16 protein-coding genes are annotated in these 16257 nt (G+C 43.1%); 1 reads left to right on the top strand and 15 read right to left on the bottom strand.

The window, feature by feature from the left end; all coding sequences use genetic code 11:
• Nucleotides 1-10: 10 nt before the first annotated feature.
• From G414_RS0100515 to G414_RS0100495, 5 genes are all read right to left on the bottom strand, one after another.
• Complete coding sequence (locus tag G414_RS0100515) at nucleotides 11-1360, bottom strand: DnaD domain protein (protein ID WP_022790906.1); 1350 nt, start codon at nucleotides 1358-1360, stop codon at nucleotides 11-13.
• A gap of 17 nt (nucleotides 1361-1377) precedes the next feature.
• Nucleotides 1378-1971, bottom strand: coding sequence for a dephospho-CoA kinase (gene coaE / locus G414_RS0100510; RefSeq protein WP_022790905.1), 594 nt, complete (start codon nucleotides 1969-1971; stop codon nucleotides 1378-1380).
• Complete coding sequence (gene mutM / locus G414_RS0100505) at nucleotides 1971-2807, bottom strand: bifunctional DNA-formamidopyrimidine glycosylase/DNA-(apurinic or apyrimidinic site) lyase (protein ID WP_022790904.1); 837 nt, start codon at nucleotides 2805-2807, stop codon at nucleotides 1971-1973. Before mutM ends, coaE begins: the two co-directional genes overlap by 1 nt.
• A gap of 251 nt (nucleotides 2808-3058) precedes the next feature.
• Complete coding sequence (locus tag G414_RS0100500) at nucleotides 3059-3520, bottom strand: TspO/MBR family protein (protein WP_022790903.1); 462 nt, start codon at nucleotides 3518-3520, stop codon at nucleotides 3059-3061.
• A gap of 98 nt (nucleotides 3521-3618) precedes the next feature.
• On the bottom strand, nucleotides 3619-3846 hold the full coding sequence (locus G414_RS0100495; protein WP_022790902.1) for a hypothetical protein: 228 nt from the start codon (nucleotides 3844-3846) through the stop codon (nucleotides 3619-3621).
• A gap of 191 nt (nucleotides 3847-4037) precedes the next feature.
• Between G414_RS0100495 and proC the strand changes: the two genes are divergently transcribed.
• Nucleotides 4038-4811 (top strand): pyrroline-5-carboxylate reductase, encoded by a 774-nt coding sequence (gene proC, locus G414_RS0100490; protein ID WP_022790901.1) that lies wholly within the window; start codon nucleotides 4038-4040, stop codon nucleotides 4809-4811.
• A gap of 54 nt (nucleotides 4812-4865) precedes the next feature.
• On the opposite strand, the gene polA is transcribed toward proC, so the two are convergent.
• The 10 genes from polA to rpoD all read right to left on the bottom strand — a co-directional run bounded on the left by polA (nucleotide 4866) and on the right by rpoD (nucleotide 16251).
• Nucleotides 4866-7568: a DNA polymerase I gene (gene polA / locus G414_RS0100485; protein ID WP_022790900.1), complete on the bottom strand. Its 2703-nt coding sequence runs from the start codon at nucleotides 7566-7568 to the stop codon at nucleotides 4866-4868.
• Between the two features lie 105 nt (nucleotides 7569-7673).
• Nucleotides 7674-8405 (bottom strand): Bax inhibitor-1/YccA family protein, encoded by a 732-nt coding sequence (locus G414_RS0100480; protein ID WP_022790899.1) that lies wholly within the window; start codon nucleotides 8403-8405, stop codon nucleotides 7674-7676.
• A 91-nt stretch (nucleotides 8406-8496) separates the two neighbouring features.
• The gene (murC, locus tag G414_RS0100475; RefSeq protein ID WP_022790898.1) at nucleotides 8497-9837 is read right to left on the bottom strand and encodes a UDP-N-acetylmuramate--L-alanine ligase; all 1341 of its coding nucleotides are present in this window, start codon (nucleotides 9835-9837) and stop codon (nucleotides 8497-8499) included.
• 57 nt (nucleotides 9838-9894) lie between these two features.
• Nucleotides 9895-10272 (bottom strand): hypothetical protein, encoded by a 378-nt coding sequence (locus G414_RS0100470; RefSeq protein WP_022790897.1) that lies wholly within the window; start codon nucleotides 10270-10272, stop codon nucleotides 9895-9897.
• A gap of 18 nt (nucleotides 10273-10290) precedes the next feature.
• Nucleotides 10291-10941, bottom strand: a complete 651-nt coding sequence (ytpR, locus tag G414_RS0100465; protein ID WP_022790896.1) for a YtpR family tRNA-binding protein — start codon at nucleotides 10939-10941, stop codon at nucleotides 10291-10293.
• A gap of 13 nt (nucleotides 10942-10954) precedes the next feature.
• Nucleotides 10955-11584 (bottom strand): uridine kinase, encoded by a 630-nt coding sequence (udk, locus tag G414_RS0100460; RefSeq protein WP_040761394.1) that lies wholly within the window; start codon nucleotides 11582-11584, stop codon nucleotides 10955-10957.
• A gap of 7 nt (nucleotides 11585-11591) precedes the next feature.
• Nucleotides 11592-13004, bottom strand: a complete 1413-nt coding sequence (locus G414_RS06975; protein WP_081634541.1) for a sensor histidine kinase — start codon at nucleotides 13002-13004, stop codon at nucleotides 11592-11594.
• Entirely contained in the window at nucleotides 12991-13728 is a 738-nt protein-coding gene (locus G414_RS0100450) for a response regulator transcription factor (protein ID WP_022790893.1), read from the bottom strand. The genes G414_RS06975 and G414_RS0100450 overlap by 14 nt, the downstream gene beginning before the upstream one ends.
• A gap of 76 nt (nucleotides 13729-13804) precedes the next feature.
• Nucleotides 13805-15040 carry an MFS transporter gene (locus G414_RS0100445; RefSeq protein WP_022790892.1) on the bottom strand — a complete coding sequence of 412 codons (1236 nt, stop codon included), beginning with the start codon at nucleotides 15038-15040 and terminating at the stop codon, nucleotides 13805-13807.
• Nucleotides 15041-15114: 74 nt separating this feature from the next.
• On the bottom strand, nucleotides 15115-16251 hold the full coding sequence (gene rpoD, locus G414_RS0100440; RefSeq protein ID WP_022790891.1) for an RNA polymerase sigma factor RpoD: 1137 nt from the start codon (nucleotides 16249-16251) through the stop codon (nucleotides 15115-15117).
• Nucleotides 16252-16257: the final 6 nt, after the last annotated feature.

Raw genomic sequence — 16257 nt, 5'->3', positions numbered from 1 at the left:
CCCTTCCTCCTTAGTGCTCATCTTTTTTCTGAGCGCGCCGTTCTCGAATTTGTTTCATTTTATCAGCAGCCCGTTGGCGCTCTGCTGCTGATACTGTCGCACCTTTTTGATGTTCCCAATCCGGACGTGTTTCTTTAATTGCCTGTCGCCCGCCACGTGACCGATAAGTACGCCCTGTCGATTGTTTATTTTGCTGGCGCTTTTTCAGGTAGGCCAGAGCCCCTTTAACCGTTATGATATTAGCTTGGGCCCAATCATTCACGACAGTTTGCATCAAGGCTTTGCTAATTGTACTTCTTTTTTCTACGACCGTAAGCTCATAAAGAGCAACATTGATAACAGGAACTGGCAGTCGGTTCAACTGTGCTGTATCTTCCAGCACTTTCAGCTCTGCATCCGTAATAAAGCCACCAGTTGCTTGCCGAATCGCTTGCAAAAAAGCAACCGGGCTAAGTGTTTGCATCAACTGTACTAATGCTTGACCTTTGGACTGTTGCGGTGTGCTTTTTGACTGAACCTTTTTCTCTTTACTTGTTGTATCTGTGGAGCTGATGGCACCCTTTGTCTTACGTTGTTGTTTCATCATGCCTGCTTGCAAAGACCGACGAATTCCCTTCATATCTAGCTGCTTATTTGGCAGGAGATGTTGTTGAATTAAACGTACTAAATCCAAATCACTGAGTCCGTAGAGTGACTTTTCAACCACCAACTCTTCTTCGTGTTCTTTAATATTGATTAGTGGTACCTGATAGGAGGCTAACATCTGACTAATCAAGGTCATATCAAGTCGTTGATTGTCGTCTGTAAGCTTAAACACTGGGCCGCGCTTTTGCTCAACCTGTGATAAGGGCGCACGGTCTATTTGTTGAAATTGATTAGCTCCGATAAAATCAAAAAAAGATTGGGATACATTTTCCCCGTTAATCTGTGGACGTTTCATCCGAACCAGCTCAACCAAATTAGCAACAGCTGGTTCTCCAAGAAAGTGGGTAAGCAAACTGGTTAACGTTTTATCAGCTAAGAAGGCCGCCATCGACATAGGAAGATGTAATTCATAAGCCCATTGCGTGCCTGCATGTAAATCTTGGCGATAGGTCTTCATTAGACCTAAACTCTCTAAGGTTTGGCGCGCAGTTAAAAAGGTCTTGTGATCTAAGCCAGTTTCATCTAAAAGTGTGGTATGACTTAGCAACTCACTTTCTTTTTGACCAGGACTTTCTACCATCCAATATAAATAGAGGGTAAACGCTGTCTGACCAATAATAGGCAGATAAACCTTGGTCAAGGCCTGTACATCGGTCATGGTGAGTGGATTATCACGAATAATCCGATATTTTTGCTGTAAGCTAAACTCAGTCATGATACCTCCCTCTATAATTAAATTGCCAGTGTTGCTAGCATATGATCAACCTGCCGATAGGTCGCTTGTAAGGTCCCACCATTATCAATGACAAAATCGGCCCGGTTGGCTTTATCAGCCAAGGGCATTTGCGCCGCTATGCGTGCTTGTGCCTGGTCTGCTGTTAGTTGATTGCGATTCATTAATCGCTCCAACTGTACCTGCGGGTCCACCGTCACAACCACTGTAGCATCAAAGGTCATTTTGCCTGGGTTTTCAAATAACAGTGGAATATCTAACACTGCCAAGGGTGTTTTTTGACGGGCCAACAAATCAAGTTGCGTCTGCATTCGTTCAAATACCTTTGGATGCGTAATGGCATTCAATTTAGCCAAGGCTGTTGAATCATTAAACACACGTTCGGCCAAGGCTGGCCGATTTAAACTACCATCAGCAAAGAAAACCTGCTCGCCAAATACGTTTTCAATTTCAGCTAGCGCTTTTTGACCGCGCACGGTTATTTCATGAGCAATTACATCCGCGTCCAGTACCGGAATGTGTTGGGCCTGCAAATAATTTGCCACCGTTGACTTCCCCGATGCAATACCCCCGGTTAGTCCTAAAACATACATTATTTTTCACTCACTTTCTGACAGACAGGACAAAAAGTTGTCCCCCGCTGTGCAACCTTTATTTTTTCTAAGGGCGTGCCACAACGACGACAGGGTTTACCAACACGTCCATATACATCCAACTCGTTTTGAAAACTACCAGCTTCACCATAAGCGGTCGTAAAACTATGTACCGTCGTTCCATGATGGGCAATTGAACGTTCCATTTCATGAATAATGGCTTGTCTTAACTGCTCAATTTGCGCATCACTTAACTGATTAGCCGCCGTTAACGGGTGAATCTTGCTCTGCCATAAACATTCATCTGCGTAAATATTCCCAATTCCTGCGATATGATCTTGATTCAATAAAAAGGGTTTGATATGCGACCTTGATTTGTTTAATATTTTTTTCATATAGGCAAATGACAGGTCCTGCTCAGTTGGTTCAGGACCAATCGTAGCTAATCCTGCTACCTGCATGACCTTTGCATTGTGCACCAAGGTCATGCGTCCAAACTTGCGGGTATCGCGATAAAACAAATCTGTATCCTGGTCCAAATGAAAGGTAACTAAATCATGCTTGCCCGGTGTGGTCTTGGCGGGCGCAGTATAATAAGATCCTTCCATTCGCAAATGCGACACTAGGGTCAGCTCTCCGGTTAGTCTAAAAAGCAGATACTTACCTCGCCGGTCAACACCCTTAATTGTCCGACCAGTCAAGGCCTGGTTAAAAGCGGCAGGGGTCATATTAGTGACCACTTTTGGCCATCTGACTTCGACACCCTGAATGGTATATTGTTTAACTAATCGGTTTAGACCACGTCTAACCGTTTCTACTTCTGGTAGTTCTGGCATAATGTGCTCTACCCCCCTATCTATCAACGTTTTGGTTACTCGACGCTGACTTTAACGCTGACTTTTTATGCAGATTATCATTTCTTTAATTCTTAAGGTCTTACCAACTGTAAGTTATTATAAGCCATTTACATAGACATAACAAAACAAAAGACCAGGTAGTTTCCTGATAAGGTTCGCTACCCGGTCTTTTGTGCCCAAATACATTAAAACAAATAGTAGGCTCCTAACATCCCCACCACGACTAATCTTTAATTCAGTACTAACACACCCACCGTCAAGTAGGTAGCAAAGATCAGCCAAGCTAAATATGGATATAGAACATAGCGAATCTTCGCATGGTCCTTTAGGATTAAGGCTAAGGTCAAACCATCCATGACTAAAATCACGAATAAGGCCAGCCAAACATTTCCCAAACCAAAGAAAATTGGCGTCCACACTATATTCAACACGAGTTGTAGCCCATTCAACCACTTAAGAACAGGTTGATGCCATAAGGTTGATGCATATAAGGCTAACAAAATATAGAGCACGCCCCAAGCTGGTCCAAAAACAGATCCGGCAGGTGATAACGGTGGCAAGGTCAGTTGTTGATAGATTTGAGCCACTGATAGACCTGATAACCACTCAACAGAAATGGCCGACAGGCTCCCTAAGCCTAAAATTGCTAGAAAATATAGTAAAAACTGCTTCCATTGAATATGACGTTCCATTTTATTCTCCTCACTATATCCTGTGATCACACACGGTGTTTAACCATCCTCTTTCACCATCGCTGGCTTAGTCTTATTAATCACAATCAATCCGTTAACTAATGCCATCCTAAGAGCATCAAGACCACCTGCATCACAATAACGACGACACTACCAATCGCCGTATAACGATAAAGTGACCGATAAGTTTGTTGATACCGTCGATTAGCCCAGATAAATGCAAGGCCAAAAACAATCAGGTATAACCAATCATAATCGCCAATAATATTCATTACAACGGCTAGCACCATTAGGGCTGGAATGATATATTCCCCATACTTCTTCATTGGTTCCTTCTCTCTACCTATTCTATTACCGCTTACCGTTCCTAGCTAAAGGCACTTAAGAAAGGTCCTTCAATCGCAACTAGGAAAGTCTTATTATACCATTTGTTGCTTTTGCAATAAATATGTCAGGACACATCCCCCTTTTATCTGTTAAAATAAGGGCAATCATGAGATTAAATGGAGGAAAACATATGAAAATTGCAATCGTCGGTGCAGGCAACATGGGTCGGGCCATTATTGATGGTCTTCTCGACCAAGTTGATGCCAGTGATATCATCATTAGCACCCCAGAAAATCCAACATTACAACCTTGGGTGAATCAGCGGGCTTTTACAATCGTCCATGATAATACAGAACTTTTAGCATTGGACTTTGATTATCTTATCTTCACTACACCTGCTAAAGTTACCCTTAATATTATGCAAACCCTAGCTAAGCTGCCAGCAAAGACAACAATTTTATCAGCAGCAGCTGGCATTCGGTTAGCAGACATGAAAGACGCCTTTACAAACCAGCATAACCTGGCTATCTTTATGCCAAACACCCCGGTTGCAATTAATGCCGGTACAATTGGTACAACCATCTTGGCAGATAATGCATCAGCTAAAGAGGCCATCTTAAACCTGCTAAATGTCTTGGGTGACACCTTTGAAATTAGCGAAACGGACTTTGGTATTTTTGGAACTGTCGCCGGGTGTGGACCAGCTTTCGTTGATATTTTCATGGAAGCATTGAGTGATGCTGCCGTGGCAAACGGTCTAAACCGTCAACTTTCCTACCAGGTAATTTCAAGCATGCTAAAGGGAACTGCCTCCTTACAGATGGCAACTGGGCAAACACCTGCCGAACTTAAGAATACGGTTACGTCACCTGGTGGCACCACTATTAAGGGAGTGCTTGCGCTAGAAGCACAGCCTTTCCGCCGAGCAGTCACAGATGCTATTGACGCAGCTAATCATAACTAATCCTAACGCCTATTAAAAAACACACTGCTCAATTGAGCAGTGTGTTTTTACTTATTACTTTGCATCATACCAAGTAGCACCCTCATGTGAGGCCACTTTTAATGGCACATCCAAGGACATAGCTGAATCCATAATTTCAGGGATTAACTGGTGCAATAGCTCTAATTCGGTATTAGGGGCTTCAAAAATTAATTCATCATGAACCTGTAACAACATTCGCGTTTGTAAGTGTTCTCTTGCCAGTGCTTTTTGTACACGCAACATGGCAATCTTGATAATATCAGCCGCACTTCCCTGAATCGGTGTATTCATCGCTGTTCGTTCAGCAAAGCTACGCAAGTGAAAATTTTTAGCCTTAATATCAGGAAGATAGCGCCGCCGATGAGCCATGGTTTCAACATAGCCATGCTCACGAGCAAAAAGAACAATGTCATCTAACCACTGCTTAACACCTGGATACTGGTTAAAATAACGTTCAATCATGTCTTTAGCGGCAGCCCGACTAATGCCTAGATTTTTAGCAAGTCCAAAGTCCGAAATGCCATAAACGATTCCAAAATTAACCGCCTTAGCTTGCCGCCGCATATTAGGGTCTACTGTTGCATCTGGTGCCAAATCAAAGATTCGACGCGCCGTGTCAGCATGAATGTCTTCTCCCGACTGGAAGGCCGCCTGCATATTTTTGTCACCAGTCATGTGGGCTAAGACCCGTAATTCAATTTGGGAATAATCAGCGCTTAAGATTGACCAATCAGGAAAACTTGGCACAAAGGCCTGCCGAATTCGACGTCCCTCTTCCAACCGAGCCGGAATATTTTGCAGATTAGGATCTTTAGAGGACAAGCGTCCTGTTTGCGTAAGCGTTTGTGGATAATGGGTATGCACCTTAGAATCACTGCCATGAATTACCTTTAAGAGACCAGTAATATACGTTGACTTGATTTTAGCCAACTGACGGTAGTCTAAAATTGACTCAACAATTGGAATATCTGCCATTTGTTCGAGCACTTCAACACTCGTTGAATAACCTGTCTTGGTCTTCTTAAGTGGTTTATAACCCATTTCTTCAAATAAGACCGTACCAAGCTGTTGAGTAGAATTAATATTAAAGCTGTGTCCGGCCTCGGCATAAATCTTAGCTTCTAAGTCCTTCAACTGTTGGCTAATATCCTGATCCATTGCCAAAAGACGTTGGCTATCAACCTTAATACCGGTCATTTCCATTTGCGCCAAAACGGTAGCCAAAGGTAACTCAATATCCCAATATAATTCTAATTGCTGCCGTTCTTTAAGATCATCAATCATCTGGTTGGCTAGTCGATTAATAGCCCGTGCCTTATTCGCTAAATGCTTAAACAATACGGAGTCATCTGCTGGAATTGCAAATTTGGCGCCGCGTCCATAGACGGCCTCATCCGTTTGAACAGCCATATAGCCGTGTTCTTGGGCAAGTGCCCCTAGATCATTGCTATTATCATTGACATCTAAGAGGTAGGACATTAAGAGAATATCATAGTGCAAAGCTTGTACTTGAATTCCAAACCGCGACAAGGCAATCCCTGTTTTTTTAGCATCAAACACATTCTTCGTAATTGTAGGATCTGTCATCAAGCCTTGAAATGTCTCATTGGCCATCAGTTCTTCTACATCACGGGTTACAAAATACCCCTGATGCTCATTTCCTATAACGATAGCTACCGGGGCAGCCGTATGATAATCTTCATCATCTAATTCAATATACACACTAAGACTATCCTTTAGGGCCTTTAAATCAGAAAAATGATCTGGTGACAATGCATGCATCTCAACAGGCTCCTCACGGGCAATTTCCAGGGCCTCATCAGCAGCTTCACCTGCTGTTTCCGCTAGATGCCCTTGATTAGCTAATTTTACAAGCTGCTGCTTAAAATCAAGCCGCTGGTAAAAGGGGATCAAGGCCTGATAGTCCGGTCCCCGATAGGTTAAGTCCTTAAGGTCATATTCTACCGGAATATCTGTCCGAATAGTTGCTAAATTACGCGACATCATTGCGTCTGCTTGACCGGCAATTAGCTTTTCCTTTTGTTTAGACGGCTTAAGCTCGTCGATTCGTGTATAAAGTTCTGGAATTGAATGAAATTGTTTAATCAACTTCAAGGCTGTCTTAGGGCCCACTCCAGCTACACCAGGATAATTATCCGAATTATCGCCTTGTAACCCTTTTAATTCAATAATTTGCTTTGGTAAGAGACCATCAAACTTCTCAGCGACAAAGGCTGGATCGTAATGATCTATTTCGGTAATGCCTTTTTTAGTTACCCAAACCGTGCAATCATCACTCGCCAGTTGGGTTAGATCACGATCACCAGTGACAATAATGACTTGGTACCCAGCTTCTGCCCCCATCCGGGCTGTAGTCCCAATAATATCATCTGCTTCATAATTCTCTAATTCATAACTTTTAATCCCATGAAGCTCAACTAACTGTCTTAGATAAGGAAACTGCTCTGATAATTCTACGGGCGTTTTATCCCGATTCCCCTTATAACTTGCTAGTTTACCCGTTCGAAAAGTGGTTTTCCCCTTATCCCAGGCCACTAAAGCCAAATCCGGCTTTACGGGTTCAACTATACCATCCAACAAATTATTGAAACCCACCAAGGCATTCGTGTGCAAACCTTCATGACTAACAAAGCGGTTGACCTGACTAATCAGGGCAAAATAGGCACGAAAGGCAAGCGAATTACCATCGACTAATAATAAGATAGGTTTTGCCATTACTTTGATACTCCTTACGTTGAATTCTGACAGAAGTGAACATGTCCATCATAACAGAAAAGCACGCCTCATTATCAAGGCGTGCTCATCCATCTTTGGTTGACCTTAACGATTATCCCCGCCAAAGGCAGTAAATAGTTGGATAAAGTACATGAACATATTAATAAAATCAAGATATAGGTTGAGCGCACCCGAGATGGCTAACCCTTGTTCGATTCGCATGTCGCCTTGCCCTACCGCTAAGTACTGCTCGTATTGCTGCTTAATGGTATTAACATCATAGGCGGTCAAGAGGGCAAAGACAATAATACCCACTACTGATGTTAACAGATAAACAATACTGTTAAAGAAAAACATATTAATCAGACTAGCGACAATCAAGGCAATCAAGGCCCCCATTAAGAAGGTTCCCATCGAAGCCATTGACTTCTTCGTTAACCAGCCATAAGCCGCCATCCCAACGTACAAAAAGGCGGTCGAAATAAAGGCCATTCCAATAATGCCTGCATTAACAGTCAAACCAATAACTGAAAAGAACGCACCATTCATTACGGCATAGCCCATTAGCATTCCAAAAGCCGCTCCAGGATTAGTAAAGGCTTTACGACTCATCAACGCAACAAAGGCTAGCATTAAACCAAATAGCAATAGGGTACCCAAGGTGCTAGAAAAAATGGCTGCAATTTGAGGGGCAAAGAAAGTCACCCCAACATAGGCTGTGGCAGCTGACACTAACATGGCCATGGCTACATAGGTATAAATCTTCCGAAAGAAGCTGTTCATTCCAGCCGCATCAGGGTTAACAATGCGTGGATTCTCTTGTCCAAAATTATTCATTTAGCTCTCCTCTACTTGCTGTTAATTCTTCATAAGTTCATAACTCTTTGCTATTGGTAGCTTAACAAAAGTGGCTTAGACTAAGCTAAAACTATTGTAAGTTTGTTTGGGTGTTAGCTAGTAATTTCTCAAAAGCAAACTCTGTATTCTGCAGATCACCAGCACCCATAAAGACAAAGACACCATCCTCATGGTCAAGCAAGGGCGCCACATTTTTAGGACCCACAATTCCGCGGAATTTCTTAATTTGACTCCCTAAGGTCTTTGCATCAATGGCCCCTTGTTGTTCCCGAGCCGAGGCAAAGATTTCCGTTAGATAAACTGCATCTGCTAAATCTAATGTAGCAGCAAACTCGCTCTGATACGCAATGGTTCGACTAAAGGTATGGGGTTGAAAAACTGCAATAATTTGCCGGTCTGGATACTTTTGCCGAGCAGCATCAAGGGTTGCTTTAATTTCTGAGGGATGGTGAGCATAATCGTCAATCATGGTTACTGGACCAATATGCTTTTCCGTAAACCGCCGCTTCACCCCCTGAAAGGAGCGTAGTTCAGCTTTCACTAAGGCCTTATCTACTTTTTCAAAATGAGCCACTGCAACGACTGCCAGTGAATTTAGCACACCGTGTTGACCATATAATGGCACTGCATAATTACCTAAATACGTATCATGAAAATAGGCATCAAAGGATGAGCCACGGGTTGACCGTCGGATGTTCGTCGCATAAAAATCATCTGTTTCAGGATTAGTCCCATAATAATAAATCGGCACATCCACCTCTAGTTGCCGCAATTGTGGATCGTCGCCCCAGGCAAAAATACCTTTTTTGACATGCTGACCAAATTCTTGAAAGGCTGCACGAACATCGTCTACTCCTGTGAAATAATCAGGATGATCAAAATCGATGTTGGTCATAATAGCATAGTCAGGATAGTATGCATCAAAATGACGTCGGTACTCATCAGCTTCAAACACGAAAAAGCGTGCATCAGGCACTCCGCGTCCGCTACCATCACCAATCAAGTAGGAGGTTGGTGCAATTCCTGACAAGACATGTGCCAGTAGCCCCGTGGTCGATGTCTTACCGTGGGCCCCGGCTACGCCAATTGATGTACACTGTTGAATTAAGGATTCAACAAGTTGCGGATACGTAACCACGTCCACTGCATCACCCAAAGCCAAGGCAGCAGCCACTTCCACTTGATCATCATCAAAGGCGTTTCCTCGAACCACTACCATGCCAGGTTTGATATTCTCAGCTGCAAAGGACTTCATTTCAATCCCTGCTTGCTCCAAGGGGCCCTGGGTGAACGTATAATCATCAATATCTGAACCCATCACCTGGTAACCTTGATCATTCAATATACGAGCCAACGAACTCATCCCTGACCCTTTAATTCCAATGAAGTAATATATTCTATCTTTATCCATCGCTTCTTCTCCCTCATTAACCTTGATGAGCCTTGTCCTTTGACAGGTACCCTCCAGTTAATCTTTAAAATACTGTGATGCATCACGGTTGGCAACTGCCTCTTCTTCACCAAAAATTTGATCAAGATTAAGTCCTAAGCCAGAAATTGCTGGGGCCTTATCAGCAGACTGGTGGTGACCTTTACCTGTATGAAGCGTCCGATCATGCTTGACCTTGACCGGCTTTTGTGGCTCTAGGATAGATACCTCCACCGACTTTTGATCCTGCTGACTTCTTGCTAACATATTTTGTTCGTCAACCTTAGCCTGCTCCCTAAGTTCACTGGCATCACTCAAAAGAATATACGCTTGTTTAGCCTGCATAAGAGCCGCCACTTCATGGTCATAATGATGCATCAAATTTTGATAATAAATAATTGGCCGTTTTTCAACCATTTATCCGCCTTGCCTTTCTTACTTAAACAGTGCTTGTGCCGCTGGTGCAAGACGATCAAAAGGCGTCCCCACTGGAGCAAAGTCAGCGGGCAGAATCAAGGCCCCTGGTCGTTGCGGAGCATTAGGTAATGCTAATTCGCGACCTGACACAATCATGCCATCTGATTCGACACCACGTAAGGCCCCTGGCCAAATAATTTGCCCTGACGGCATCATGGCTCCCACCTTAGCCACGACCACTTTGATTCCCGCTTGCATATTGGGTGAGCCAGATACAATTTGGACCGTTTGATCTGGGTTAGCACCAATTTGAGTCTGCGTGACCTGTAGGTGGTCTGAATCAGGATGTGGTTCTGCTGTCTGCACGTAGCCAACCACAAACCGAGGGGCATGGTCATCCGTTAAGACATCACTAAAATCTGCTGTCTGAATAAGCTTATTCAGCACAGCCAACATACCATCCGTAAGAAACACTTGGCCTTGATACGTTGTTAGTTCCGGCAGATAGTGACTGGCATGCATGAGATTGTAACCCAGTAACTGGTTGTGATCATCACTAATTCGCACCAAATCCCCCGTTTGTTGGTAGTGACTAGCGCCTTTTTGTGGGGCGGTCAGAATCATCAAAACATCTCCCAATGCGGGTTGATTATAACTTGCAATTATCATGCTGATATTCTCCTTATTTTTGGTTTAAAATTGCGCGAATTTGTGCTTCTAACATACCAATTCCCACCATATTTTTCCCACCTTCAGGGATAATAATATCTGCGTAGCGCTTAGTAGGTTCTACAAACTGATGGTACATTGGCTTTACCGTTGCCAGGTACTGCTGAACGACTGAATCCACTGTTCGACCACGTTCAACAACGTCTCGCTGCATGCGTCGAATAAATCGTAAATCATCGTCAGTATCAACATAAACTTTAATATCCAATAACTGACGTAAACGAGGCTCTACAAATAATAATACCCCTTCTACAATGATGACATCAGCAGGCGCGACACGCACTGTTTCTTGTGAACGATTATAATCGGTATAGTCATAAACAGGCTGCTCGATGCTTTGTCCAGCTACCAACGTTTCTAATTGCCGGATTAATAAATCGGTATCAAAAGAATCAGGATGATCATAATTAACTGCCTGGCGTTGAGCCATGGTTAACTCTGACTGGTCGTTATAATAGGCATCTTGAGGAATCATCACAACCGATTCCCCAGCTAACCGACTATAAATCTTGTTACTAATGGTTGTCTTCCCTGACCCTGAACCACCAGTTACACCAATTACCACGGGACGTTTCATACTCATAATACGCTTAATCTTCTCCATTTCTTATATCTTTAATCACAGTTGTCGGCAACTGAATCGTCACTTTGGTACCTACACCAACTTGACTATCCAATAAAACCTGACCACCCAATTCCTTAACTAAATCATGAACAATAGCTAACCCTAATCCAGTACCTGGAATGCGTTGATTACGTGATTTATCGATCCGATAAAACCGTTCAAAGATGCGTCCTTGTTCATCGCTAGGGATGCCTCGACCTGTATCTTCAATAATCAAGGTATCAACCTTTTCCGTATGGTCAGCCTTAATTGTAACCCGGCCGCCTAGCCGGTTGTATTTAATGGCATTGCCAATTAAATTAATCAAAAGTCGTTTTAAATCGCTTTTGTCCTGTACAAGAGCTAAATCAGATGGCACTTGGATATCAACACTTATCTTTTGTTCAGCTAACATATCCTTGTGACTAGTTAGCACCTCATCTACCAAAGGTTTTATCGCTACTGGAGCAAGATGGCGTTCTTGCATAGGCGATTTAGCCAAGGTTAAAATATCTTGGGTCAGGGCCAATAAACGTTGGCTTTCATCTTGAATAATATGTAAAAACTCTGCTCGTAAAGCAGAATCCTCCTGGGCACCTGACAACAGAGTCTCTGTAAAGCCAGCAATAGCCGTCAATGGCGTCCGCAACTCATGAGAAGCATTGGTAACAAAATCAGCCTGCATGGCCTGAAGCTGGCTAATTTCAGTCATATCATACAAAAGGACCAGAGCTTCATAGTGTCTAGGCCGTAACTGATAATAAACAACCGACACGTCTAATTTTACGCGATCTACTTGGACCGTTTTCCGACTATTTTTTTGTTCCGTTAACGCCCGATTTAACATTGCTACCAGGGCATGATTTTTTAAGACATTGTCATAAGATTCTCCTGGTTTAGGCTGGGTAATATTTAACAATTGACTAGCCTGAGCATTCATTTCCACTAGCGTATGATCAGGCTTTATTCTCATCACCCCCAAGGGCATATTATCAACTAAAGCGGCCAGGGTACTGGCCTGCTGTTGTAATTGCTTCAACCGTAATCGGCTAACATGTTGGGTTTCATTTAAGGCTGCTGCTAGTGGTGCCATTGGATCACTAGGCGCTAATAAAATATGCCCACCCATGTTATCTTCTGCTTGAATGCGTTTTAATTTAGCAATGAACAACGCTATCTGACGCTGATAACGACGCGCCTGCCACTCTTGTACCAGCGCGAGCCCCAAACCTAATGACAAGGCAAGAAAGGCAATAAGCCCCAAATTTACTATTTGCTGGTCCCAAAATGGAAACAGTTTAGCCCCGAACATAAGCAAAAGAAATAGAAAAATAAAAAAAAGCACTACAAGCAGGCAGGCTCTTTTAAAAAAGCTCAAGGCCAACTTAATCATCTTCATCCTCCACTGCTAGTTGGCGAACAAACCGATACCCCATTCCACGAACGGTTTTTAACATCTGAGGATGTTTTGGATCAATTTCAATTTTATCTCGCAAATGCGAAACATGCATATCAACCATCCGCGTATCCACGCCAGCATATGCAAATCCCCAAACGCCATGCAAAATGGTTTCACGATCGAGCACCCGTCCCTCACGTTCAGTTAAATACACTAGTAATTCATATTCTTTTGGCGTCAGTTTAATCCGCTGATTAGCAACTTTTACCAGCACTCGGTCCGTATCGACAGATAAAATACCATAGTCTTTCACTGAGGCGACGCGCTGGTCTTGTTGGCTAGCAGCCTGAGCATGTTCAAAGCGCCGTAAAACTGCTTTTACCCGCGCTACCACTTCTCGCGGACTAAAAGGTTTCGTGATATAATCATCCGCCCCCATCTCAAGCCCCACCACCTTATCGACTTCTTCGTCTAAGGCCGTAATCATAATAATGGGAATGAAGCTATTCTGAGCCCGTAATTTTTGGGTGATATCAATTCCACTCTCTTTAGGTAACATGATATCCAATAAGACGAGGTCAATCCGTTCCTTACCAGTTTGCAAGCGTTCCACCAGGCCCTGTCCATCACTGGCAGTAAGCACTTCAAAACCTGCTCGTTCTAAGTTATAAGTTAATAGTTTAACTAATGCTGGTTCATCATCCACCACTAATATTCTTGCCATCGCAAACTCCCAGTTATCACCTGTTATTATCTGCTATTAGTGTACCACGAATAAATTTAGTGCTGCTATATAAATATTAAAAATGCATGTCCATTGCCTGGCGCCGCTTAGCGCACCAGTATTTAATCAGCAAGGTTCCTATCAGCATGCCTAGTCCTAACCAGAGTAACAACGTGACCCCTAACTGAGAAACAAGATACCCTAGCAGCACAGTCACAATGGGGACACAGGCATCGGTTGCAAAAAAGGAAACGCCAAAAACACGTCCTAAGTAAGCTGGCGCACTCTCTTGTTGACGAACCGTATTGATCTTAACCACAAAGGCCGCCCGAATATAGCCATTCAAAATAATTGCCGCAATCAAAGCCCATAATTGGTTCACAAAGGCGGCCCCAACTAGCACAAGCCCTAAGGCATAAAAGTCCCAATACAAGGTTTTTAAGTTATTGACCTGTGGAAAATGTGCCAGGACGATTCCAGCTAATATCCCAGCCGTGGCTGCTAAGGTTAGTGCGGTTGAATAGACGCCCGCTGATCCATGAAAACTTTCTTGAATTAAGAAGGGCATAGCCACAATAAACCCTTCAAAACAGGCATTTGACCAAACTGTTAACAGCACAGATTCAAATAACACCGGCTGATTATAAACATACCGAAAACCACTCTTTAAACTTTGAATAAAGGGTTCAGGTTCTGTGGTCACTTCTTCTGGAAAGGCCTTAATTGCCATATTAATCAAGGCGGTCATTAAGACCATTCCCCCATAGATCAACATGAACGTTCGCAAATCAATCCATTTCATCTGCAACAACAATCCGCCCACGAGGGGACCTAAAGCTTGCCCAGCTGAAAAGGCCGCACTTATCCAGGCATTAAATTTAGCTAATGCCTTCTTTTTAATAACATCAGTCAAAATAGCTCGTCCGGCCGGATATGCATAGGAAATATCGATATTCATAATAAACGTTAGCATAAATAAGAGCCAAACCTGTGGGTCTGTAGGATTCAAAAAAATCGATAGGATAATAAGTCCTGCTGCCCCAAATAAATCCGCTAATACAAGAACATGTTTTCGATTAAATCGGTCTAGCACCGCCCCCACATAGATATCATTTGCCAAATAGACTAAAAAGCCAAAGGCAGTTAACCATCCTAAAAGGCGAGCATCCCCGTAGGTTGAAACCAAAAACCAATTTAAGCCAAAGCGATAGACCCCTTCGCCAAAAACAGAAAAAAAGTTGGATGCAAGCGCGGGAAAGCTAAAATTAGCTAACCGTTGCTGCCGTTGCTCACCTGTATCTTGATTCATCATCCCAAATACTGCCTCCATTACTATATTAAGAAAACCGAGATGAACGAATTCATCTCGGCCTTAAGTCGTCATGCTTAGTCTAAGAAATCCCGTAATTGCTTAGAACGAGAAGGGTGCCGCAGCTTGCGCAAAGCCTTGGCTTCAATTTGCCGAATCCGTTCACGGGTTACGCCAAATTCTTTACCCACCTCTTCTAGGGTCCGTGTCCGACCATCATCAAGGCCAAAGCGCAAGCGTAAAACCTGTTCCTCACGTGGCGTTAAGGTATCCAAAACAGTCTCTAATTGCACCTTCAACATCTCATAGGCTGCTGAATCTGCTGGGGAAATAGCTTCGTGATCTTCAATGAAATCACCTAAGTGAGAATCATCTTCTTCACCAATTGGTGTCTCTAATGAAACGGGCTCTTGTGCAATTTTCAAAATGTCACGTACCTTTTCCGTTGGAATAACCATTTCAAAGCCAATTTCTTCAGGTGTTGGTTCCCGTCCTAAGTCTTGTAAGAGGTTACGCTGAATCCGAATCAACTTATTAATGGTTTCAACCATGTGGACTGGAATTCGAATGGTTCGTGCTTGATCAGCAATTGCTCGAGTAATCGCCTGGCGAATCCACCAGGTCGCATAGGTGGAAAACTTGAAACCCTTACGGTAGTCAAACTTTTCAACAGCCTTCATCAAGCCCATGTTTCCTTCTTGAATTAAATCTAAAAATTGCATTCCACGACCAACATAACGCTTAGCAATTGAAACAACTAACCGTAAATTAGCCTCAGCTAACTCCTGCTTGGCAGTTTCATCGCCTTGTTCGATCCGCTCAGCTAAGGTCACCTCTTGATCTCCAGTCAAGAGTGAAACACGACCAATTTCCTTCAAATACATACGCACAGGGTCATTAATCTTCATCCCTTTTGGCGCATCGGCAGCTTGCTTCAGTTCTTTGGCGGTTAAAGCTGTCTTCCGATTCTTTAATGCTCGTTCGGTAGGTTCACCATGTTCATCTACAATCGAAATACCAGACGATTCAATCTGGTCATAAGCATCGTCAATTTGGTCAGCATCAAGTTTTAAGGGTTTAATTAAATCTGCCTGGAGCTGTACTTCTTGAATTGACTTATCCGTTTTATGGGCCTTAATAATTTTACGAATTGCTTTATCAAGTTCTTCATTTGATAACTGATTTTGTGCAGAAGTCGTTTTCTTTTCTACCATCCTGAA

Source organism: Weissella halotolerans DSM 20190 (assembly GCF_000420365.1).
GTDB lineage: Bacteria > Bacillota > Bacilli > Lactobacillales > Lactobacillaceae > Weissella > Weissella halotolerans.
The sequence above is the reverse complement of the archived record's forward strand: the minus strand, read 5'-3'. Positions and strand labels throughout refer to the sequence as shown.